General features: G+C 60.7%; 23 protein-coding genes. 9 read left to right on the top strand and 14 right to left on the bottom strand.

Features of this window, described 5'->3' with window-relative positions; genetic code table 11:
- Nucleotides 1-124 precede the first annotated feature (124 nt).
- Complete coding sequence (locus VGI36_10060) at nucleotides 125-1,723, top strand: DHA2 family efflux MFS transporter permease subunit (GenBank protein ID HEY2485483.1); 1,599 nt, start codon at nucleotides 125-127, stop codon at nucleotides 1,721-1,723.
- 183 nt (nucleotides 1,724-1,906) lie between these two features.
- Here VGI36_10060 and VGI36_10055 read toward each other — a convergent pair whose 3' ends face one another.
- Nucleotides 1,907-2,443 (bottom strand): macro domain-containing protein, encoded by a 537-nt coding sequence (locus VGI36_10055; protein ID HEY2485482.1) that lies wholly within the window; start codon nucleotides 2,441-2,443, stop codon nucleotides 1,907-1,909.
- A gap of 79 nt (nucleotides 2,444-2,522) precedes the next feature.
- Between VGI36_10055 and VGI36_10050 the strand changes: the two genes are divergently transcribed.
- From VGI36_10050 to VGI36_10040, 3 genes are read left to right on the top strand one after another with little or no spacing between them, the layout of a single operon-like run.
- Complete coding sequence (locus tag VGI36_10050) at nucleotides 2,523-4,079, top strand: ABC transporter substrate-binding protein (protein HEY2485481.1); 1,557 nt, start codon at nucleotides 2,523-2,525, stop codon at nucleotides 4,077-4,079.
- The gene (locus tag VGI36_10045) at nucleotides 4,079-4,996 is read left to right on the top strand and encodes an ABC transporter permease (protein HEY2485480.1); all 918 of its coding nucleotides are present in this window, start codon (nucleotides 4,079-4,081) and stop codon (nucleotides 4,994-4,996) included. Before VGI36_10050 ends, VGI36_10045 begins: the two co-directional genes overlap by 1 nt.
- A complete protein-coding gene (locus tag VGI36_10040; GenBank protein ID HEY2485479.1) occupies nucleotides 4,993-5,805 on the top strand; it encodes an ABC transporter permease in 813 nt (270 codons plus the stop codon). The genes VGI36_10045 and VGI36_10040 overlap by 4 nt, the downstream gene beginning before the upstream one ends.
- A gap of 56 nt (nucleotides 5,806-5,861) precedes the next feature.
- On the opposite strand, the gene VGI36_10035 is transcribed toward VGI36_10040, so the two are convergent.
- Nucleotides 5,862-6,488: a hypothetical protein gene (locus VGI36_10035; protein ID HEY2485478.1), complete on the bottom strand. Its 627-nt coding sequence runs from the start codon at nucleotides 6,486-6,488 to the stop codon at nucleotides 5,862-5,864.
- 193 nt (nucleotides 6,489-6,681) lie between these two features.
- On the opposite strand from VGI36_10035, the gene VGI36_10030 reads away from it, so the two are divergent.
- The gene (locus tag VGI36_10030) at nucleotides 6,682-6,897 is read left to right on the top strand and encodes a hypothetical protein (protein HEY2485477.1); all 216 of its coding nucleotides are present in this window, start codon (nucleotides 6,682-6,684) and stop codon (nucleotides 6,895-6,897) included.
- Between the two features lie 70 nt (nucleotides 6,898-6,967).
- On the opposite strand, the gene mtnA is transcribed toward VGI36_10030, so the two are convergent.
- On the bottom strand, nucleotides 6,968-8,002 hold the full coding sequence (gene mtnA / locus VGI36_10025) for an S-methyl-5-thioribose-1-phosphate isomerase (GenBank protein HEY2485476.1): 1,035 nt from the start codon (nucleotides 8,000-8,002) through the stop codon (nucleotides 6,968-6,970).
- Between the two features lie 157 nt (nucleotides 8,003-8,159).
- A complete protein-coding gene (locus tag VGI36_10020; protein HEY2485475.1) occupies nucleotides 8,160-8,561 on the bottom strand; it encodes a hypothetical protein in 402 nt (133 codons plus the stop codon).
- A 1,334-nt stretch (nucleotides 8,562-9,895) separates the two neighbouring features.
- Here VGI36_10020 and VGI36_10015 point away from each other — a divergent pair.
- Nucleotides 9,896-10,831, top strand: a complete 936-nt coding sequence (locus VGI36_10015; protein ID HEY2485474.1) for a hypothetical protein — start codon at nucleotides 9,896-9,898, stop codon at nucleotides 10,829-10,831.
- On the opposite strand, the gene VGI36_10010 is transcribed toward VGI36_10015, so the two are convergent.
- On the bottom strand, nucleotides 10,818-11,627 hold the full coding sequence (locus VGI36_10010; GenBank protein HEY2485473.1) for an enoyl-CoA hydratase/isomerase family protein: 810 nt from the start codon (nucleotides 11,625-11,627) through the stop codon (nucleotides 10,818-10,820). The genes VGI36_10015 and VGI36_10010 overlap by 14 nt on opposite strands.
- A gap of 19 nt (nucleotides 11,628-11,646) precedes the next feature.
- Complete coding sequence (locus tag VGI36_10005; GenBank protein ID HEY2485472.1) at nucleotides 11,647-12,702, bottom strand: alcohol dehydrogenase catalytic domain-containing protein; 1,056 nt, start codon at nucleotides 12,700-12,702, stop codon at nucleotides 11,647-11,649.
- A gap of 129 nt (nucleotides 12,703-12,831) precedes the next feature.
- Here VGI36_10005 and VGI36_10000 point away from each other — a divergent pair, with 129 nt between their 5' ends.
- A complete protein-coding gene (locus VGI36_10000) occupies nucleotides 12,832-13,272 on the top strand; it encodes a universal stress protein (protein ID HEY2485471.1) in 441 nt (146 codons plus the stop codon).
- A 27-nt stretch (nucleotides 13,273-13,299) separates the two neighbouring features.
- On the top strand, nucleotides 13,300-13,698 hold the full coding sequence (locus tag VGI36_09995; GenBank protein HEY2485470.1) for a nuclear transport factor 2 family protein: 399 nt from the start codon (nucleotides 13,300-13,302) through the stop codon (nucleotides 13,696-13,698).
- A gap of 211 nt (nucleotides 13,699-13,909) precedes the next feature.
- Here VGI36_09995 and VGI36_09990 read toward each other — a convergent pair whose 3' ends face one another.
- The 5 genes from VGI36_09990 to VGI36_09970 form a co-directional block, all read right to left on the bottom strand.
- Nucleotides 13,910-14,218, bottom strand: coding sequence for a MoaD/ThiS family protein (locus VGI36_09990; GenBank protein ID HEY2485469.1), 309 nt, complete (start codon nucleotides 14,216-14,218; stop codon nucleotides 13,910-13,912).
- Between the two features lie 58 nt (nucleotides 14,219-14,276).
- A complete protein-coding gene (locus VGI36_09985; protein ID HEY2485468.1) occupies nucleotides 14,277-16,589 on the bottom strand; it encodes a xanthine dehydrogenase family protein molybdopterin-binding subunit in 2,313 nt (770 codons plus the stop codon).
- A 33-nt stretch (nucleotides 16,590-16,622) separates the two neighbouring features.
- Nucleotides 16,623-17,123, bottom strand: a complete 501-nt coding sequence (locus VGI36_09980; protein HEY2485467.1) for a (2Fe-2S)-binding protein — start codon at nucleotides 17,121-17,123, stop codon at nucleotides 16,623-16,625.
- Between the two features lie 20 nt (nucleotides 17,124-17,143).
- On the bottom strand, nucleotides 17,144-18,013 hold the full coding sequence (locus tag VGI36_09975) for a xanthine dehydrogenase family protein subunit M (GenBank protein HEY2485466.1): 870 nt from the start codon (nucleotides 18,011-18,013) through the stop codon (nucleotides 17,144-17,146).
- 337 nt (nucleotides 18,014-18,350) lie between these two features.
- The gene (locus VGI36_09970) at nucleotides 18,351-19,445 is read right to left on the bottom strand and encodes a phosphotransferase family protein (GenBank protein HEY2485465.1); all 1,095 of its coding nucleotides are present in this window, start codon (nucleotides 19,443-19,445) and stop codon (nucleotides 18,351-18,353) included.
- A 136-nt stretch (nucleotides 19,446-19,581) separates the two neighbouring features.
- Here VGI36_09970 and VGI36_09965 point away from each other — a divergent pair, with 136 nt between their 5' ends.
- Complete coding sequence (locus VGI36_09965; GenBank protein HEY2485464.1) at nucleotides 19,582-20,400, top strand: DUF4396 domain-containing protein; 819 nt, start codon at nucleotides 19,582-19,584, stop codon at nucleotides 20,398-20,400.
- Between the two features lie 102 nt (nucleotides 20,401-20,502).
- Here the strand turns inward: VGI36_09965 and VGI36_09960 are convergent, their stop codons facing one another.
- From VGI36_09960 to VGI36_09950, 3 genes are all read right to left on the bottom strand, one after another.
- Nucleotides 20,503-21,693 (bottom strand): acyl-CoA dehydrogenase family protein, encoded by a 1,191-nt coding sequence (locus VGI36_09960; GenBank protein HEY2485463.1) that lies wholly within the window; start codon nucleotides 21,691-21,693, stop codon nucleotides 20,503-20,505.
- 165 nt (nucleotides 21,694-21,858) lie between these two features.
- Nucleotides 21,859-22,143: a DUF3303 family protein gene (locus tag VGI36_09955; GenBank protein ID HEY2485462.1), complete on the bottom strand. Its 285-nt coding sequence runs from the start codon at nucleotides 22,141-22,143 to the stop codon at nucleotides 21,859-21,861.
- Nucleotides 22,144-22,169: 26 nt separating this feature from the next.
- On the bottom strand, nucleotides 22,170-22,301 hold a 132-nt coding region (locus VGI36_09950), incomplete at its 5' end, for an IS30 family transposase (protein ID HEY2485461.1).

The following is a 22,301-nucleotide window of genomic DNA, read 5'->3' as shown; positions in this document are numbered from 1 at the left end:
CACATGTCACAATCAATGAAGATCACATTACCGTTCGGTGCCTTTCAGATGACCGCCACCGCGCCTGTGTCCGTTGGTGAGAGTCCGTTACTATGGGCAAGAGCAGCTACAGAACAAGTTTCCCATGGGAGCCGCCAGTAAAGTACCGCTCGAGCAGTTCGACCACGCTACGCCGTCGCACAAATGGCTGATCGCGTTGGCGGTGATGCTGGGCACCTCACTCGAGGTGCTCGATACCTCAATCGTCAACGTCGCCCTGCCGCACATGCAGGGGACCTTTTCCGCGAGCGTTGACGAGATTGCCTGGGTTTTGACCAGCTACCTGATGGCTAACGGCATCATGATCCCGATGAGCGGATGGATCTCCGCCCGCTTCGGTCGCAAGCGCTACTTTCTTACCTCGGTAGCGGTGTTCATGGTTGCCTCCGGCCTGTGCGGCGCCGCGCGCTCACTCGACCAGATGGTGATATTTCGGCTCATCCAGGGGGCGGCCGGCGCCGCGATGATCCCGTCGTCGCAAGCCATCCTGATGGAAACCTTTCCACCCAACGAGCAACAGCTCGCTATGGCGACCTGGGGCATGGGTCTGATGGTGGCTCCGATCATGGGTCCGACGCTGGGCGGCTGGATCACGGATAACTGGAACTGGCGCTGGAATTTCTACATCAATCTGCCAATCGGCCTTATCGCCTTCTTGATGGTCTCGGCCTTCGTGCACGACCCCGTCTACCTGCGAACGCATCGCGCGCGCGGCGGCAAGGTCGACTACCTCGGGATGCTCCTGATGGCGGTGAGCCTGGGATTGATGCAGATCGTTCTCGATCGCGGCCAGCGCGCGGACTGGTTCGCGTCGTCGTGGGTGGTTTATTCAGTCGTGATCTCGCTGGCGCTGTTCACCTGGTTCGTGATCCACGAACTGTGGTTCGAAGAACCAATTCTTGATCTGCGCATTCTCAAGATTCCGATCTTCAGCTTTTCGGTCGCGCTGATGGTCGCGATGAGTTTCGCCCTTTACGGCACGGGTCTGCTCAACCCGATTTTCCTCCAGGAGCTGCTCGGATACAGCGCGTGGAAGGCCGGCCTGGTGTTGGCTCCGCGCGGGCTCGGAACCATGGTGGCGATGCTTCTCATAGGTCAGCTCGCACGTGCGCGTTTTGACACCCGCCCGCTCATCGGCCTGGGTTTTGTCCTTATGACCGCTGGCCTGTGGCAGATGTCGCGCTGGGACCTGCAGGTGAGTACCTGGGTGGTGGTATGGCCAAGCATTGTGATGGGCATCGGGATGGGAATGATTTTTCCGACCCTCTCCGCGATTACACTTTCCTGCGTGCAGCGCGAGCGCATGGGCTATGCGGCCAGCCTGTATAACATGATGCGTAACGCGGGCGCCGCTATCGGCATCTCGTACATGACCACCGCGCTCGTGCGTCACGAACAGGTCCACCAGTCGTATCTTGCGGAACGCTTCTCGGTCTTTGCCGCCTGGAAAATGAGCGCGGCCGGCACCCAGCTGCCCGGCGCGCACGCCTTTCACTTTGTCCCGCAACTCATCACCGGGCAAAAGCAGGGCATCGGGGGCGTCTACGCGATGATCCAGGCCCAGGCCGCGATGCTGTCGTTCAACGACATCTACCGCACCCTTGCGATCATGATGCTGATTCTCGTCCCCAGCTTCATCGTCTTGCGCCGCGCCCAAGCAGGCGCCGGCGGCGCCGCCCACTGATTTCGACGGACGCGCCGTGTCAGCAACCGCTTTTACGATTGCCGCTTGGTGCGGGCGCGACCTTTGCGGCGTTGAGTGATCCGAATTCGCGCAGGTCAACCAGGTCCTCACCCGTCCGAATGGGGAGAAAGTCGCAGAGCCAAAACCTTTGGTGCGGGGTTACTCCTCTGGCACCGCCGCGGGTCAGCGTTTAGCTTCGCTACCCATCCCTTCAAGCACGCGCCGGAATACCTGCAACGCCGCATCGTCAAATAACACAAACTCCACCCTCTCCACGGGGGTTGTGCCGCGCAGATTCGCCGCTACCTCGCTCAACATCACCTCCGCGCAGCGGTCCAGCGCAAACCCCGCGATCCCGGTGCCCACGGCCGGAAACGCGATCGACCGAAGTCCTTTTTCCTTGGCCCGTAGTAGTGAGTTGCGGGTCGATGCTCTCAGATTTTCCTCGGTGGTGCGGCCGCCCAGTCGCATGCTGGCCGCATGAATCACGTACTTGGCGCGCAGCTGACCTGCGTTAGTGATCGCCGCCTCGCCGAGCGGCAGCGGCCCGATGCGATCGCATTCCTCCTGAATCGTTGGACCACCCTTGCGCCGAATTGCGCCTGCCACTCCCCCGCCCAGTTGCAAGTCATTGTTTGCAGCGTTCACGATTGCATCTGTCGATGCCTCGGTGAGATCGCCCTGCCGGAGAGTTACCTTGTCGCGCCATTCGCTAGCCATCGCGCGCGCCTCCTCCAATTTACCCCAGATTGGTCTGCTATTATCCGCGCTGTCAGCGATGATCCAAAGACTCGTGGAGATGAGGAAACGAAAAGGCCGGGCGACCGCATATGCGCTAGCACTATGCGTAGCACTGGCGTTTGGATGCGGCCGTCCCGCGCCCCCTCCGGCGCGTTACCTGCAGGTCGACATTGAAACCTCTCCGACCGCGACCGACCCGCGCTTTGCGACGGATGCCATCTCGTCGCGAATCATGGAGTTGATCTTCGATTCGATGGTCAAGATCGATCGCAATGGTCGGCTGGTCGGCGATCTTGCTGAAAGCATCGAGCGGCCCGACGACACCCACATAATTTTCCATTTGAAATCCGGTATGCGCTTCAGCGATGGACGCGAGCTCACCTCGCGGGATGTCAAGTTCACCTACGACTCGATTCTCGATCGTTGGTCGGCATCCCCCAAGCGAGCCGGCCTCGAGCAGCTCAAGTCCATCGAGATTCCGGACCAGCACACGGTCGTGATTACCACCACGCGCCCCTATGCACCCGCCTTGGAGATGGGTACCTATGGCATCGTGCCCGCAGGCACCCCGTTGCCGCATAGCAGCGTGGTCGTCAGCCCACCCGGAACCGGGGCCTTCAGGATGGCGAAGTACCTGCGCGACGATTCGGCCTGGCTTGAGCGTAATCCGTACCGGCCGGCCCCCACCAACTCGCCCGAGGGCATCGTGTTCAAGATTGTGCCCGATGGCACGGTGCGCACGCTGGAGCTCGCGGAAGGGATCTGCGATGTCGCCCCGAACAACATCGATCCAGAAGTCCTTTCCTACCTGATCTCGAATCCCAACCTTCGTCTCAACGAGGCTCCCGGCACCAGCTATGTTTATCTGCTGTTCAATTTCCGCAACCCGCACCTTCGCGACCTGCGCGTGCGCCGCGCGATCGCCTATGCAATCGACCGCGCCGCGATTGTCGATTCCTATCTGCGCGGCACGGCCCGCATTGCCAGCGGCATGCTGGCGCCGGAAAATTGGGCCTACGACGCCAACGTGCGGCCCTACCGCTATGATCCGGAAATGGCACGGAGGCTCCTCGATGACGCGGGATATCACGCCGATCGGAATGGCGTGCGCGCTCTCAAGTTCATCTACAAGACCACGCCCGAAAGCGGGCGGCTCGCCGAAGTGCTGCAGGCGATGCTGCGACGAGTCGGTATTCGGGTCGAGATTCGCAGCAACGACTGGGCGACGTTCTACAGTGACCTTGCCAACGGCAACTTCGATCTCGCCTCGATGCGGTGGATCGGCATCGATGATCCGAACCACTACTACCTGACCTTCGACTCGCTGATGCTACCGCCGCGCGGACTGAATCGCGGCGCCTATCGCAACCCGGAAATGGATGCGCTCGTCGAAGCTGGAATGAGCACTGTCGATGGCGCACGCCGCCGCGCCATCTACGGACAAGTGCAACATCTGGCGGCCGACGACCTGCCCTATGTATCCCTGTGGTGGCTGCAAAACGTCACGGTGCTGAATCGAGAAGTGGCCGGTTTTGAACCGTATCCCAATGGTAGCCTGCGTTCGCTCGCGAGCGTAACCCTCGTGGCTCCTTTCGCTTCTGAGGCATCGGAGTGATGCGCTATTTTCTGCGCCGCCTCGGCTCGGTGGTGCCAGTCGCGATCGGTGTTGCAACCCTCACCTTCGCGATGATTCACTTGGTGCCGGGCGACCCGGTCATCGCGATGCTCGGCGAGACCGCCGCACCCAGCGATATCGCGGGATTGCGCCATAGCCTCGGGCTCGACCGCCCACTCGGCGAACAATACCTCGACTTCCTGGGCGGCCTGACCAGGGGTCATTTGGGCGACTCTATCACCTACCATCGCTCGGTCGCCCGTTTGATCGCGGAACGATTCCCAGCCACCTTGGAGTTGACTGTCGCGGGCCTGCTCGTCGGGATCGTGATCGCCTTTCCGCTGGGAATAATTTCCGGCGCGAAACCGGGTAGTGTAGCCGACCTCGGCGCGATGGGCTTCGCGATTCTCGGAATATCCATTCCCCACATCTACCTCGGGCCGCTGCTAATGATTATCTTCTCGCTGGATCTCCGATGGTTCCCGCTGACCGGTCGTGGCGGATTTGCTCATCTGGTGTTGCCGGCCTTGACCCTCGGAACCGCGCTGGGAGCGGTTCTCGCGCGGATGTTGCGTCAGAGCCTCATCGTCGTTCGCGAGAGCGACTACCTGCGGACGGCCCGTGGCAAAGGACTAGGTCAAACGGCGGCACTGCTCGGCCACGGGCTGCGCAACGCCCTGACTTCGGTGGTAACTCTTATCGGCTTGCAGGCGGGTGCGCTTTTGACCGGAGCGCTAATCACGGAAGTGATCTTCTCGTGGCCCGGGATCGGCCGGCTGCTGATCACCGCTATCAGCGCTCGCGACTATCCATTGGTCGAAGGGTGCGTGCTGACCTTCGCTCTGACCTACGTGCTGGTAAATATGGCCACCGATTTCGTCTATGCGGTTGTCGATCCCCGGGTGAGGCTCGATTGAAAGGCTCCGCGCCGAACCCCTCCCTGGCGGCCGGCCTGGCGATAGTCGTATTGCTCGTGACAATCGCAGTGTTGGGACCGTTGCTGGCTCATGCAGACCCGCTCGCGATTCATCTATCCGACTCACTGACCCGCCCAAGCGGCAGGCATCTCCTTGGCTGCGACGCGCTGGGGCGCGATGTTTTTGCGCGCATCGTGTATGGCGCGCGTCTATCGTTGGGCATCTCGGTCTCAGTAGTGGCGCTCTCATTGATTGTGGGCAGTCTAGTCGGGGGGGTGGCCGGTTTGAGCGGAGGATGGATCGACGAGCTGATCATGCGCGCGGTCGACATCCTGCTCGCGTTCCCGGGGATCTTGCTCGCGATCACGCTGGCCGCAATCCTCGGCCCCGGGGTTCTGAGCCTGCTGATCGCGCTATCCGCGATGGGATGGACCACCTATGCGCGATTGGTGCGTGGCGAAGTTCTGTCGCTGCGCGAGCGCGAATATGTCCAAGCAGCCGAGACCCTCGGCGCACGACCCGCGCGGGTTCTCGTGCGCCATCTAATTCCCGCGATGGCCGGTCCGGTCGTGGTACAGGCGACCTTCGGGGTTGGGGGGATTGTCGCGGCCGAAGCTGCGCTCTCGTTTCTCGGTCTGGGTGCGCTACCTCCCACACCGAGCTGGGGCAGCATGCTCGATGCGGGCCGCGCGTTCATGCTGGTCGCTCCATACCTCACGATCGCTCCCGGCCTCGCGATCGGTCTCGCCATACTCGGCTTTAACCTGCTCGGTGATGGTCTCGCCCAATTGGCAGGAACCCGCTCCTAGGGCGTGCGTACATACGGCGAGCTCATCGGATTCTGTCCGGATTTGGATTCGATGTGCTAAACCATTCTCCAAGGAGCGACCCAATGGCTGAGCGCAGAGTTATCCTGCTCGAGCACGACGATTTGATGCATCCCAACACCGGCGAATCCAACTTCAATGAAAGCGCCTATTACAACTTTTTCGACCGCGGACAGCGGCTCGGTGGCTTTGTGCGACTGGGTAATCGGCCAAACGAGGGCGCAGCCGAAATGACTGTTTGCCTGTACCGACCGGATGCCACGGTTGGCTTCATGTTCCGGCGTCCCGAAATCAATAACAACGACGCGCACGACGCGGGCGGCCTCCAGTTCCGGGTTATCAAGCCGTTCGAGCATCACCGCGTCACCTATGCGGGGAAGGTCTGCGTCCTGAAAGATCCGCTCGAAATGGTTGAACCGGCGCAGGCGTTCAAAAGCAATCCCTTTGTCCGGGTGCACCTGGAACTTGACTACCGGGCCACCGCCCCCGCCTGGGGTGGTGAGCTGCGCGAGCGGCAGGGGGATCAATGGGTCTCGCCGCGGAACGATGGCGATCCCGGTGTCCAGTTCGCCAAGGGTCACTTCGAACAACTTGGCCGCGCGACCGGCTCGATCAAGATTGACGATCGCGAATATAAATTCGACGGACTCGGTCTGCGCGACCACAGCTGGGGCCCCCGCTACTGGCAGGCACCCAAGTACTATCGATGGCTAACGATGAACTTCGATGAGGGGCTGGGCGCGATGGCTAGCATTACGGTCAATCGTGACGGCAGTGAACATGCGGGCGGGTTCATTGCTCGCAAAAATCAGCACACGCTCACTGTCCGTAAGGTTGAAATCGTGACCGAGTTCTCCGGTGAACAGAAACTCCACGACAAAAATCAAAGCCGTCATTCTGGCCGACGGCAGCGACGAACCCCTGACAATCACCGGCAAAGTTATCTCGATGATTCCACTACGCAACCGCCGCGCCGGAACGGTAACCCGAATCGCCGAAGGCATGACCGAATGGCGATGGGGCGAAAAAATCGGCTATGGCCTCGCCGAGTATTTGGATCATCTCGAAGAGTAGGCCGCGATTAAACATGCACGCGGAACGCTAAGTCCCCAGGAGGGTATTCCTTCCCCGGGCCGCGGTGTGGTCAGCTGCTCTCCTTGAGAGCGCGCAAACTCTCGCGATAGGGGGCGCGCGCAACGCCGCGCTCAGTGATGATCGCGCTTACCAACTCGGCTGGAGTTACATCGAATGCCGGATTGAAAACCGCTACTCCTTTCGGAGCTACCCGTTTTCCGGAGAACTCGATTATCTCCTTGGGACTGCGTTGCTCGATTGGAATCGCCTCGCCGGAAGCACACTCTAAATCGACCGACGACAGCGGCGCAGCAACATAGAAGGGCACCCCGTGACGGCGTGCCATCACCGCGAGCGGATAGGTACCGATCTTGTTGGCTACATCACCGTTGGCCGCGGTGCGGTCCGTACCAACGATGACACAGTTCACACGGCCCTGGGACAAGACCGTAGCGGCCATGTTGTCGGCAATCACAGTTACCGGGATGTGATCTTTGCGAAGCTCCCACGCGGTCAGGCGCGAACCCTGCAGAAAGGGCCGAGTCTCATCTGCATACACCTCGATGGTCTTACCCGCCTCGCGTGCAGCGCGAACTACTCCCAGCGCGGTGCCGTAGCCCGCCGTCGCAAGAGCTCCTGCATTGCAATGCGTGAGCACCGCGGCGGGATCGTCCAGGAGTTCGGCGCCGTAGCGGCCTAGTGAACGATTGGCCGCCAGGTCTTCCTGGTAGATCGAAATCGCCTCTTCGCGCAATCTGCGGAACAGCGCTGGTTCGTCAAGGGCCAGATTTGCTTCGAGCACCCGGTGCATCCGCTCTACCGCCCACGCGAGGTTGACCGCAGTGGGACGGGTGGAGCGTAGGGTTTTTGCCACCAGCGCAAACCGTTTCAAGGCATTCTCGCCGCGGAAACCCTTGAGACCGAGAGCGACTCCCATCGCCGCCGCGACCCCGATCGCGGGAGCGCCGCGAATGACCATCGTGCGAATGGCACCAGCAACCCCTCGAAAGTCCCGATAGATACGTATTACCTCTCGCGTCGGGAGCAATCGTTGATCGATCATCCTGACCGTATCGGCACGCCATTCGATGGTCTTGACTGCCATGAACTAAGAAGAGTTGGCGAGGAAATTGTCCTGTCAGAATAGCCGGTTCAGGCGCTACCGTGAGATCGCCAGATAGGGAACAAGAGCGACAAGTTCGTCACCGCCCACCGGTTGGTTTTCGAGGTAGTCAGGAAATACTCAGAAGAATCACAAGGTCTTAGCTTCGCTCGTAGATTCCGCGCTTCTTGCGCTTGGCCAGATCCGCGTCGATCCAGCGTGTGATCGCGGCGAAGATCTCTGACGGACGTTTGCTCTTGAGCCCGCGCACTCTTCGAACATCGGAAGCCTTGAACTGCTTGGGCATCTGCTTCAGCACTTCACGCCAGTTGATTCGTCCACGTCCCCCGCCACCAGCCGGGGCCGCCGCCGCCCTCGCTGGTTGTCCTGCCTTGCCGCTGCCTCCCAGCAGGTGGCTAAGGCGCGCCTCTTCCTGTTTGAGGCGTAGGAGTTCATTCTCCTTGGCGCGAATCTGTCCCCGGAGGCCTCCAAGTACTGTTCGAGCTTGGCGCTGTATACGTTCAAAAGCTGAAGTTACTCCACCTAGACTAGTACGCGGCATTAACTCACTCCTTTACGAAACCGACCCGAAAGTCAATTTCAACCTACATAATCGGTCACGTGACTACAAGCCGTCCGTTTGGTACTAGCTACCGACCGGGATTTTCCGCTCGAATACTGTTAGATCGATGTACCTACTTTTTTGGTTTTGTTAACTGGGTAGCGGACAATCATAAATTGTATTTTCGCATCAAGTCGCAGAGTTGCGAAAAGCGCGAAAATACCCATGATGCTCTTGAGTTTTTGATGCTGCTCCAGCAGCTGACTTCTTTGAGGTTGCAGACCGGCTGGGGTGCCACAGGCCAACGCTGCGATTCACCAAACGAGCGCCCTGACCTGAACCGAGCGGCTTTTACGATAAGTCTCTCAACAAGTCGTTTAGAACAGCGTTCTTAGAGGCAGTGTTCGTCTTTTTGGAGAAATTCGTTGCTTACGTGCGCTCCCTTCAGTCTTCTGCGACTGACGCGGCCACTCAGACCCGAGACCTCTCGCAGTCGGTTGCACTCATCAACTTGCAGTCAATGCAAGCGCAAGCTCACCCTGCATTTCGTGCCTGTATTTAAGACGATTCCGGTGCTATAACGACAGCCAAATTTCGAAAGGTGCGTGCCACTGAGACTTGCCCGCCGACTGCGCGACTGCGAACACAATTCCGAATTCGCGATAAGGAGCGTGTGAACTGTCTTGCGCGCGGGCGAAGAGTTTGGAGGTCGCCAGGGAGAAGGTAATGGGTCGCAGATTGTATGTCGGGAACCTGGCTTGGACTGTGACTGATCAGGACCTGCAGGATGCATTTTCAGAAGCAGGTAAAGTCGACAGCTCCCAGGTCATAATCGATCGAGCGACTAATCGCTCGAGAGGGTTTGGTTTCGTTGAGATGGCCTCCGATGAAGCTGCGGAGGCGGCGATAAAGAAACTGAACGGCAGAGATATTAAGGGGCGTCCGATCCGCGTTAACGAGGCTCAAGCAAGAAATAATGATCGGCGAGGAGGCCCGCGGGATCGCGACTAACTTTGAACCGCAGCGCCGGCTGGGTACGGGTTGATCGCGAGAATCCGTCCCGGCTCCGGCGCCGCGCGTCCCTCTTCAACCGCACTCAGCACAGCCGCCTCGTCTCGCAGTTTCATGCAGATCAGTTGCTCGCAGAGCCTCAGCTCGTGCGACTGAAAATTCACTCGTCATTATTTCTGTGTATGACTCTAGCGCGTTGGGTTAGGTCTACGAGCGAGAAAGTTGAACAAGGCGGCAGGCGAGGGCGGGCAGCATCGCATATCAACTGGGACGGTCAGCGTCTACGCTAGAGAGATGCGCACTCGTTGGTTAACCTAGGGAGCGTGGATTTCATTACCCTCGAGGCGCAAAGCGAGCGCGCGACGATCGTTCCCGAGGCCGGATGCCAATGCTTTGACTATCGTGTCGCATCGCTGGAAATAATCGCCGGCCCACCCGACCTCGACGTATGGCGTGCGCATCCGTTCCGAAGCGGTATTCCTCTGCTATTTCCCTGGCCGGGTCGGGTAGCCAACGGCATATTCCACTTCGACGGAAGGGAAATTCGACTGCCCATCAATGAACCGGCGCACGGTCATGCGATTCACGGTCTCACCTGGAACTGTGCCTTTCGCGTTGTCCGTCGCGGCCCGTACTATGTGCATACCGAACTCGACTCGTCGTCGAACGCGGAGCTTAAGCGCTACTGGCCCTACCAATTCCTTCTGGAGGTTGACTACGAAGTCGGCAATGGGCTCCGGGTTCGCGCCCGGGCGCGCAACACCGGGGACCTCGCGATGCCCTTCGGCTTCGGGGCGCATCCTTATTTTCATGCTCCTCTGGGCGGCGCCGGCACGCGCGCGGACCTGACCGTGCAGGTGCCACCGGCTATCTCCCGCTGGCCGCTCGACGAGAAGATGATTCCGACCGGGTCACCCCTTGCCATGGCCGGCAGGTTCGATTTGCGCAAGCCGCAGAGGCTCACCGATGGCAGCTACGACGACGCGTTTCATCTCGATCCTGCGCGTGACCTTGCAGCTCCCTGCGCCACACTGGTGAACCCCGCCAATCGAACCGCCATCGAAGTTCGCGTGGACGCGGAGTTCGGCGAGTTCGTGGTGTTTGCGCCGCCGGATCATCAGGTAGTTGCACTCGAGCCGTATACTTGCGCGCCCGATGCTTTCAACATGGCGGCGCGCGGAATCGGGTCTGGCCTGCGGGTGCTTGGGCCGGGCGCGTCGTTCGAGACCGGCTTCGAGATTCGCCTCAGCGGCCCTTGAATCTGGGCTCGCGACGCTCGGCCAGCGCCCGGGCGCCCTCGCGAAAATCCTCGGTCATGAGCAACGAGCTCTGCGCGAGGATCTCCAGCTCCATGAACGTCATTTTGTCCAGACCGTAGCCGCGGTCGATGATCCGTTTCGCCAGGCCCACCGCCGCCGGAGCGTTACGTGCCATCTCGCGGGCCAGTTCTTCCGCGGCCACGATATGGCTGCCAGGCGCCACCACCCGGTTCACCAGCCCGATGCGCTCGGCCTCGTCGGCATCGACCAGTCGCGCCGTCATGATCAATTCCTTCGCACGCGCATAACCAACCGTGCGCGCAAGCCGCGTGGTTCCGCCCACGTCAGGCACCAGGCCAACCCGGACCTCAGGCATGCCCAGGCGGGTTCCTTTGGCTACGATCCGAGCGTCGCAGGCCAGTGCGATCTCGAGGCCCAGGCCTCCCGCGTAACCATGGATCGCGCCGATGACCGGCTTCTCGATCGATTCGATGCGATTGAGCGCGGCCTGCGATTCGCCAACGAAATGCCGAAAGCGGGCCAGATCAGGCCCACCGTTCGCTCCCGACGACGCTCCGGTATCGCCGGTGAGCGATTTGAAATCTATTCCAGCCGAGAAGACTTCGCCCTCGCCGTACAGAATCACCGCGCGGACCTCCGCGCGGCTCACCTCCATAAGCGCGCGCGGCAGCGCCTCCAGCATCGCACCACTTACCGCGTTGCGCTTCTCCGGCCGGTTGAGCGCGATATACGCGAGTTCACCTTCGATTCTGCTTTTGACTAGTTCTTCAGCCATTGCGCGGGGCTCCTAAACATCAGGGTTTGATCAACACTTTAAGCGCGCCTTCGGTGCGCGCATCGAAAATCTTGTAGCCATAGGGCGTTTCGTCGAGCGCAAGCGTGTGGCTGATGATTGGACGGGGATCGATTTTGGCGCGCTCGATGAGTTTGGCGAGATGCGGGATGTTGCTGCGGATATTCGCGAGCCCGGTACGGAACGTCAGGTCCTTCATGAACGCCTGCATCATCGGAAAACTGATCGCCGGGTCGCTTATCACCCCCACCATCGAGAGCGTCCCGCCGCCGCGCACCGCCTGAAAGGCAGCTTCGAGAGCGGAGATGTGGCCGACCGCTTCGATCGCGACATCGGCCCCGCGTCCCTCCGTGTGATCGAGGATGGTGTTTTGCGCGTCTTCGACTTTCACCGCGCTCGCGCCGAGCTTGCGCGCCAATGCGAGGCGGTAGGGAAAGTTATCGACCGCGATGACTTCGGCGGGTCCGAAAAGCTGCGCCGCAATGATCGCACAAAGCCCCACCGGCCCACACCCGAAAATCGCCACCGTGTCGCCCGGGCGGATGTCGCCGTTGAGTGCGCCGAAATATCCGGTCGGCAGTATGTCGGCCAGAAATATCGCCGCCTCATCTGAAATCGAGTCGGGCAACGCATAACAAGTGTAGTCGGCCAGCGGTACGGTCACCGCCTCCGCCTGTTCTCCGCCTATTTCTCCGAAGGTGCCGGCAAAATTTTTGCCGTAGCCGAAAACTGCAGCGCCACTCACGGAACATTGTGCGACCTGGCCGCGCCGGCAGAAGAAACACTGGCCGCACGCTACCGCGCCTGCGACCACCACGCGTTGACCCTTCTTCAGGTGCCCGACCGCCTTCCCGATCTCCTCCACCACGCCGACCCCTTCATGCCCGAGCACGAAGCCCGGAACAACTGGCTGATTGCCGTGATAGGAATGCAGGTCGGAACCGCATATCGCCGCGCGGGTAATTCGTACGATCGCGTCGGTCGGCGACTTAACAATCGGATCAGGGACGGTCTCGACGCGAACGTCGCGCGGGCCGTGGAAGACAGTCGCTTTCATCCTTGGATGCCTCTTCCGCAAGCGGAGCTAATCGTGCCGCCCTTGCAACCGACGTGATAATCGCACGGAAGGGTTCGGGTTTGCAGCCGCCGCGAATACCATGTTAAGTGCAAGAATTCCGGAGGTGTCATGATTCAAAACGTAAAGAAGGTACTGGCCCCGCTTGACTTCTCGGAGCATTCGGCCGAGGCGTTACGCAACGCCTGGGAACTCACCCGCGATGTCAACGGTGAGCTGCATATCGTTCACGTCGTGGGACAGCATTTCACCATCGTAGAGGGCAGCAGAGAACTCGCACGTGAAACCGCCATGGAGGAGCAGGCGGAAGAAGAACTGGCCCGTCTCAAAAAGGACGAGCTGGGAGACTCCGACAAAGTAAGCACCGCGGTCCTCCTAGGGCCACCCGCTGCGAAGCTGGTCGAATACGCGAAGCAAAACAATGTCGATCTGATCGTGCTGCCAGCGTTCGGTCACTCGGGATCTGATTATGCCCTCATCGGCGGCGTGACCGAAAAACTGGTGCGCAATTCCCCCTGCTCCGTGCTGGTACTGAAAACCCGCCGGGAATAGCGTCACCGTCCCAACAGGAGAATTTCAATGAATCTTCAAGAACAAAAGGACCGCGCCCTCACGTTTCTCAAAAACCTCGACAAGCCCGATCCGAAGACGTTGGAGGGCCTGCTCGCCAACGATGTCGAGTTCGAAGTGATGGGTCACCTGCCGGGCGTTGCCCCGATCAGGGGCAAAGATACGCTCCTCAAGGGCCTGCCGGTCACCCTGAAGCAGATGTTCCCCAACGGGCTCAACCTGAAATTCCATACCGTCATCGCGGAAGCTAACCACGTCGCGATCCAAGCCGAATCAGATACCACGGCGGGAAACGGAAAGAAGTACGCCAATCGGTATCACTTCTATTTCCGATTCGATGGCGACCAGATCGGACAAATCCGCGAGTATAATGACACCAATCACGTCCGCGAAGTCTTTATGAGTTAACCCGGTTCGCCCAGCCTCCCATCCGGCACCTGGTCTGCGGGATCCACAGCATTGCGGCAACCGCTGGGTTGAACTCCGGCGAAGTCGCGGCCACCAAAAAAGGCCGAGCGAATCACTTCGCCCGGCCCATCGCCAGCCGGGAAAAGGGGGGCAAACCCCGGCCAGCAGTTTCCATTGTTGCCCAATTGGGGCCCTGCTTGCAACGAAAACCTTACGGTGATCGAGACCAATTTAAGCGCGGCCCCTTGGGTTTCCCGCTGCCGCCCCCAATCGCCGGCAGGAAGTGAACTTCGCTGGATTCCCCGATCGGTTCCATTATTCCGCCCGGGCCAATCTCCCCGTCGACCGAGACCGCAATGGATGGCTTCAGGTCGTCGCCTTCCAGGAGATGGCTGGCGAGTCCTGGGAACTGCCGGTTCAGGTCCGCGATCAATTCCCGCACGTTGCGGCCGCGAGCAGTTACCCGTTCTTCGCCGTTGGTGAATTTTCGCAACAGTGAAGGAATGATTGCGGTCGCCATCTCAAACAAAAGAGCCGGACCACGGGGGCCCGGCTCCTTCGCTCCTTTTATTGTCCGATCAGTCCGCTGCTGCTGACTGACTCTCTTCGCCAGTACGCTTCTTGAGCATTTCCTTGAGCACACGCGGCGGCGACATCGGGGTCTCGGTCATACGGACTCCGGTGGCACGATAGATCGCATTGGCCAGGGCCGCCGGGGGTGGAACGATCGAAACCTCACCGACCCCTCGCACGCCCAGCGGATGTCCCGGGTTGGGTACCTCCACGATCGCCGTCTCGATCAGCGGCAGGTCGAGGCAGGTTGGCATCCGGTAATCGAGCAATCCGGTGTTACGCAGCACGCCCTTGTCATCGTAAAAGTATTCTTCGTTGAGGCCCCAGCCGATTCCCTGCGCGGTGCCGCCCTGCATCTGCCCTTCAACGTAGCTCGGGTGGATCGCCTTGCCGACGTCCTGTGCGATGGTGCAGCGCAGGACTTGAACCTTGCCGGTATCCGGATCGACTTCCACATCGACCAGGGTAGTCGCGAAGGCAGGGCCGACGCCGCGCGCGTTGACGCTCGCCCGTCCGGTGATCGGGCCGCCAGTGCGCGCGAGCTTGGTCGCCAGCTCCTTGATCGTCATCGGCGTTTTGCCTTCGCCTTTTTCGAAGCTCGCCGTATCCTTCACGCTCACCGCTCCGTCGACCAGCTGGACATCCTCTGGTTTCACCTCCCACACCTTGGCCGCGCGCTCGCGGAGCTGGCGGACTGCATCCTGCGCTGCTTCGTAGACCGCCATTCCGGTCGCGAACGTGACCCGGCTTCCGCCCGTCACATCGGTGTGGCCGATCGAGTCGGTATCTGCCACCACCGGACGCACGTCGGTAACCGCAAGCCCGAGCACTTCAGCCGTGATCATTGCCATCGAGGCGCGCGAACCGCCAATATCCGGCGATCCGGTGACGACGCTAGCTGTACCGTCGGTGTGGATGTTAACCGTCGCCGACGATTGCATGCCGGCGTTGAACCAGAAGCCCGATGCAACCCCGCGCCCTCGATGCGCACCGGTCAGCTTGGAGTTGTAATGATCGCTGTGCTTGATAGCTTCGCAGGTCTCGATGAATCCGATGCGTTTGAAAGGCGGACCGACCACCTGCGGCGAGCCTTCGCGTACGCCGTTCTTGATGCGCAGCTCGAGCGGGTCCATTGCGCACTTCTCCGCGATCTCGTCGATAACCGTCTCGCTGGCCATCGCGGCATTGCTCGCGCCTGGGGCGCGGTAGGCCGCTGTCTTGGGACGATTCACGACTACGTCGTAGGCGTCGATCTGCAGATTCTCAATGGTATAAGGCGCGAGAATGCACATCGCGCCGGCGCCGACTGGCGAGCCGGGAAACGCGCCCGCCTCGTAGGCCATCCACACTTCCGCCGCGACTACCTTACCGTCCCGCGTCGCACCCATCTTCACTTTGATCCGCGAACCGGAGGTTGGCCCGGATGCGCGCAACACTTCCGAGCGCGTCATCACCAGCTTCACCGGGTGGCCGGTCTTCTTGGAAAGCAGCACCGAGAGCGGCTCGAGGTAGATGGTCGTCTTGCCGCCGAAGCCACCACCGATCTCGGCCGGTACCACTTTGATCTTTCCGACTGGAACGCCGAGCACCTGCGCGCTCAGCGAGCGCACATCGAAAGCACCCTGCGTCGAGCAATAGATGGTTGCCTGGCCGTCGGCATTGTATATGCCGACTGCGTTGTGCGGCTCGATATAGCCCTGATGGACCATCGCGGTGTTGAATTCACGCTCGATCACGAAATCCGCGGCTTTGAAACCCGCCTCGAGATCGCCGCGCTTGAACTGGTAGTGCTGCGCGACGTTGGTCGGCTTGTCGCCCTCTTCGCGGTTGCGCAAATCGGGCAGCAGAATGGGCGCTCCCGGTTTCATCCCGGCATCCACCGTCATGACTGGCGGTAGCACTTCGTATTCGACTTCGATCAGCTTGAGCGCTTCTTCGGCTATGTGGGGGCTGGTCGCGGCGACTGCCGCCACCGCATGCCCGTCGTAGAGCACCTTGTCACGCGCCAGGATGTTCATCGACAGATAGTGGGGGTTGATCGCCATCTCGCCGGCCTGTTCGAGCCGGTTGGCCGCTTCCGGCAGGTCGGCCGCCGTCACCACCGCCTTGACCCCCGGCAGCTTGAGCGCCTTCGCAGTGTTGATCGATTTTATCTTCGCGTGCGCGTGGGGGCTGCGCAGCACCTTGCCGTGCAGCATGCCAGGAAACGCATAGTCGGCGCCATACTTGGCGCGGCCGATTACCTTGTCGATTCCGTCGTGACGGATCGGCCGGGTTCCGATTACCTTGAACTTGCCGTTAGAAGTGGTCCCTTCCATGGGTATGCCCTCTTAGCTCTTCGCGTGTTCCGCCTACGCGGCGCGGCTGGTCTTGACTCCAGACCTTATGGACCCGGCGGCGTCGAGCACCGCCCTAACAATCTTATCGTATCCGGTGCAACGACACAGGTTCCCCGCTAGCGCATAGCGGACCTCGGCCTCAGTCGGGTTCGAATTGCGCTCCAGCAGCGCGGTCGCCGACATCAGGAATCCCGGCGTGCAAATACCGCACTGGAGGCTGGCATGCTCCAGGAATTTCTGTTGCAGAGGATGCAGTGTCGTCCCGTCGGCGAGCCCTTCAACGGTGCGGATGTTCTTGCCTTGAGCCTCCACCCCAAGCATCAGGCACGAGCACACCGCCCGGCCGTCGACCAGCACGCTGCATGCGCCGCAGTCTCCCGTCAGGCATCCCTCCTTGCTGCCCGTCAGTTCCAGGACGTCGCGAAGGCATTCGAGCAAGCTCTGCCGGGGCTCGCACAAGAACTCCACCACTTCGCCGTTGATATTGGCTTCAACCAGGGTTTTTTTCGCCATACTTCTCGTCTCTTTCACTCTCAGTGTTTGCGCGCGCGCTCCGTCGCGATCGTCAGTGCGCGTCGCGTCAGAACTCCCGTCACGTGGATGCGATACTCGGCGGTTCCACGCATGTCGTCTATCGGAGACGCCTGTTCGCTGGCCAGCCGAGCTGCGGTCGCCAACGCGTGCTCGTCCAGCTTCTTGCCGATCAGCGACTCCGATGCCTTGTCGGCGAAGAGCGGGGTCGCGGCTACGGCACCGAGACCAATCCGCGCCGCCTTTATCGTGTCACCATTCAGCGTGACCGACGCACCAACGCCTACCACGGCGATATCCATTTCATTGCGCGGTATGAAACGCAGGTACGCGTCGCTCGAATGGGGCGCGGGTGCGGGAATCATCAGCTGGACCAGCAATTCTCCCGGCTTCAGGATCGTGCGCCCCGGGGAAACCACGAATTCTTCGACCGGCACTTCGCGCTCGCTGCGCGGCCCTACGATGCGCCCACGCGCCCTGAGTGCGATGAGAGCGGGTGTGGTATCCGCGGCCGGAGAACCGTTGCATAGGTTTCCTCCCACCGATGCGCGATTCTGGATTTGCAGCGAGCCAATCAGGTGCGCTGCCTCAGTCAGGCCAGGGTAATGCCGCTGCATCTCGGCGTTCTCGGCGACATCGATGCACGACACCACCGCACCAAGCCGCAGGCCCGTCCTGGCGTTGAACTTGAGTTCGCGCATCTCCTTGATGCGCTTGATATCGACAATAAAATCGGGCTGTCGGACACCGGCGCGCATCTGGATCAACAGATCGGTACCTCCGCAGATCGGCCGCGCCTTGTCGCCGTGCGCCTTCATGATTTTGAGCGCATCGGCCAGCGTCGAAGGAGCTTCGTAATTAAATGCGTGCAAGCGGGCACTTCCTCCAGCTAAAGCTAGGGCACACGTGTCCCCCAATCCCCTTAGATAGCGCAGTTTCCCCAGCCCCGAAAGGAGCGCGTAAATAGCAAACCCGGCGACCGCTCTTCGCAAAGCTCTTCTCGTTCGGACAAGTCCAAACCTTTGTTGCCCTTTTTCAGCCGGAGACCAGGGTGCGGTTCCTTATTTCAGCGCGTCCTCGGCGCGTGATTGTGAAGCTGACCGCGCTCCTGACTGACGGGCCCAGAAGCGCGCACTCTCCGAGCGCCCCTACAAATGCTCTTGTCAGCTCCTGATCGGAAAGACGACGATTCCTCGCTCAGAACAAGAATCAGTCTCTGAATCCTAGTCGCCGCGCGATGCGCGCTGCTGCCGATGCCAGTGCCGGCGGGTGCGTTCCCATGCCCGCAAACCGTGGGTCCGTGGTCTGACCGCGCACGTAACGAACATAGATCTGTTCCACCACCGTTGCGTTCTTCCAATGCGCCCACGCCCAGTAATAGGGCATGTTGCTCAGGTCGCGACCGGTGCGGGTCGCATACCGATGGATCAGTTCATCGCGGCTCATGAACCCCGGGCGCAGCGTATGCACTTCCCCTTCGCCAGTCGCCAGCAGATCCGGGGGATCGTCCGGCTCACGCCAGTAGCCGAGCGCTACTCCAAAATCGACCAAAGGATCGCCAATCGTCGACATTTCCCAATCGAAGACCCCGACGACCTGCCCGGGATCGGCAAAATCGATCATGAGGTTATGCAGGTAGTAGTCGTTATGAATCAGTGATGGCGGCGGTGAATCCGGCAGGTGATCGAGGAACCACCCGCCGAGTTTTTCCATCAACGGAACTTCGCGCGTCTTGGCCTTCTCCCAACGCCCCATCCACCCGGTGATTTGCCGCTTGAGAAATCCATCGGGCTTCCCCAGCTCGCCGAGTCCGATGGCTTGGTAGTTAACCGCATGTAGATCGGCAAGTGTGTCGACAAACCCCTCCGACAACTTGCGCAGCGAGGCTGGATCCATCGGCAGTTCCGGAGGCAGCGCCTGCCGCATCCGGATGAGAATTCCTTTGCGCCGTTCCATTACGAAGAACGGTGCGCCAACTATCGCGGGGTCTTCGCAATACAACATCCCACGCGGTGCCGGCGTGAATACTTCCCAGACCCGCGACAGCACACGATACTCGCGGCCCATGTCATGGCCGCCGACCGGCAAGGGACCGAACGGCGGCCGGCGCATCACCCATTCGCGATCGCCGAAGCGAAGGAGATAGGTCAGGTTTGAATGCCCACCACGGAATTGCTTCACGGTTAACGGGCGATCCGCATCGGGCAGCCGTTCGCGCAGATAGGCGGCGAGCTTCGCCCAATCGAGCTGCTCTTCTTGGCGAACCTCGCCAAATTCGGGGGTTATTTCGTCGGTCCCTGCCATCTCCTTGATTTATGCCAAAAAGCCGCCCACCCGCGCCAGATGAGCGGCCGGGTTCCGCAAATCAATGGTGGCGCTGGACCGGGGTCGTGCATATGATCGCCGCGCTGCGCGATGGTCGGGCAGGCGAGGGGACTCGATGCTCAGCGGCGTTATTCTGGCCTGGTTTGTTCTGACCGCTCTGTCGGTCGCCTTCGTGGCGATCGATATCCGTAACACTCCCGAATCGCCGGTCCTGAAATGGGGCTTCGTACTGGTGACGCTCTTCACCGGTCCCATCGGCGCGATTCTCTATGTACTCGGCTGCCGCGAGCCCCTGGCCGGCACGCACGAGCAATACGTCGCCGCGCAATGGCGGCAGACACTGGGCTCTACGATGCACTGTGTCGCGGGGGACGGCGTCGGCATTCTAGCCGGCGCGGTCATCGGCGGTTTCCTGCTGCTGCCTGCCGCGCTCGACATCACCATGGAGTATGTCCTCGGGTTCGCTTTCGGATTGGGAATCTTCCAGGCCCTTTTCATGCGCGACATGGTCGGCGGCTCGTACCCTCGCGCGCTGGCCAGGTCCTTCATCCCCGAGCTTACCTCGATGAACTGTCTGATGGCGGGAATGATTGCGGTCGCGATGATCCTCAAGTCGCGGATTCCCCGCGCGACGAGCCCGCTCTCACCCGCCTTCTGGTTCGTCATGAGCATGGCCCTGATGACCGGATTCATCGCTGCCTATCCGATGAATTGGTGGCTGGTTGCGCGCCGGCTCAAGCACGGAATGCTGACGGTGCGTCGAGCCGGCGCCGCAGCTCACGAGGGTATGGCCGGCGCCCAGCAGATGGGTGCGATGACCGAGCATTCGGGTCATGCCCCGCCCGCAGTGGCGGCGATCACGATCGGGATAGTGATCGTGCTGTCGTTTTTGATCATGGCGGCCGGGATCGCAATCGGCGTCGCTTTCTCGTAAAAAGGACGCCGCCGACATTTCTCTCGGCGGCGTCGGAGGACAGCTTGCGCCGTTACCCTTCGCCTGGTTTCGGGTAACCGGCCTACTACCCCTGCGGCGCGATTATTTCCACGCCCGCAGCTCGCGGCGCGCGATGGTCTGGCGGTGAACCTCGTCCGGACCATCGGCGATGCGCAAAGCGCGACTCTCTCGCCAGAACCGTGCGATCGGATAATCGTCACTAACCCCGGCGGCGCCGTAAAGCTGGATGGCGCGGTCGAGCACGCGCATCACCATGTTTGCCGCCATCACCTTGATCATCGAAATCTCCTTGCGCGCTTCCTTCTTGCCCAACGTGTCCATTTTCCACGCGGCGTTCATGACCATCAGGCGCGTCGAGTCGATCTCGATTCGCGAGTCCGCGATCCATTCCTGGATATTGGCCTTGTCCGCAAGCAGGCTTCCGTGCGTCCATCGCGTGTTCGCCCGCTTGCACATTAGCTCGAGCGCGCGTTCCGCGATTCCGATCGTGCGCATGCAATGGTGGATTCGCCCGGGGCCGAGCCGCGCTTGGGAAATCGCAAAGCCGTCGCCCTCACCGCCGAGAAGGGCGGTGATCGGCACTTTGCAATCTTTGTAGATGATCTCACAGTGGCCGCCGCCGCCAACATGGCCCATGACCGGCACCGGCCGAATCAGGTTGAAGCCGGGAGTGTCGGTCGGAACGATAATCTGGCTGGCGCGCCGGTGCGGCTCCGCATCGGGGTCCGTCACCACCATTGCAATCGCGAACGCGGCTCCGATGGCCCCGGAGGTGAACCACTTGTGGCCATTGATTACGTAGTAGTCCCCCTGGCGCACGGCACGCGTCCTAAGCTGGGTCGGGTCGGAGCCGGGGGTGTCAGGCTCGGTCATCGAGAAGCAGGTGCGAATCTCGCCATCTAGACACTTCTTGAGCCAGCGGTCCTTCTGGTCCCTGGTGCCGTACTCGGCGAGGATTTCCATGTTGCCCGTGTCGGGCGCCATGCAATTGAAAGCGCGCGCCCCGAGCGGGCTGCGACCCATCAATTCGCACAGCGGCGCATATTCATGGTTGGTAAGTCCTGCGCCGAATTCCTTGTCCGGGAGGAACAGGTTCCACAGCCCTTCAGCTTTGGCCTTCTTCCGGATCTCCTTCATGATGGGATGTTCTTCATGGGAATCGGCGCGCTCATGCGAGAGAACCTCCTTCTCCGCCGCGTAGACGTGCTGATCCATGAACGTTCCCACGCGTTTGCGCAGGTCTTCAGACTTCGAGCTGAGCGAAAAATCCATTGCCTTTTCTCAACTTTGAGTGGGTTGGTGAGAAAACTCATAACCCAGTTCGAAAACAAATAGAAGTCTGATCGAAGCCCGGCTCGGTAGCGGAACGAAGCCGCTCCCGAGCGAAACCGCCAGACGGCGCGCCGTGTGCCGAGGAGGAGGAGGCCGACAACCAAGTCAGGAGGTCGACTCTTTATCCAGGCGCGGCCCGACCACCTCCATGGTGTCCTTGCTTGGAACCACCGGCACGATTTCGATCGTCACGCCCGAACCGCGCCAATTCAGGACCCATTGCTGGATCAGCCGCAGATCATCGCACTCCATCAACTGAAAACAGCGATCAAAGTTAGGCTCGACCCAGCTATCGAGGTAGGTGAGTCCCTCCGGCACCATCCGCCCGCGATCGCGCAGATGTCGATAAATCGGAAGTGGATCTCGATCCCTAAACCGCTCGATGACCATGAACAGCAAAGTTTGCTCCGGCCAGTTCAATGGGTCGATGCAACGTTGCTGCTAAGTGTACGTGCTGGGGTTTGGAATCCCAAGGTCTTTCGAGGCCGCTGATTTAGGCGCTGGGCGATCGCGTTGAGCTGGCGCTGGGTGAACTTCGACAGGTCAGT

The organism is Candidatus Binataceae bacterium (assembly GCA_036495685.1).
Taxonomy (GTDB): Bacteria; Desulfobacterota; Binatia; order Binatales; family Binataceae; genus JAFAHS01.
Note: the sequence above shows the minus strand (reverse complement) of the source record. Positions and strands in the feature narration are given on the sequence as shown.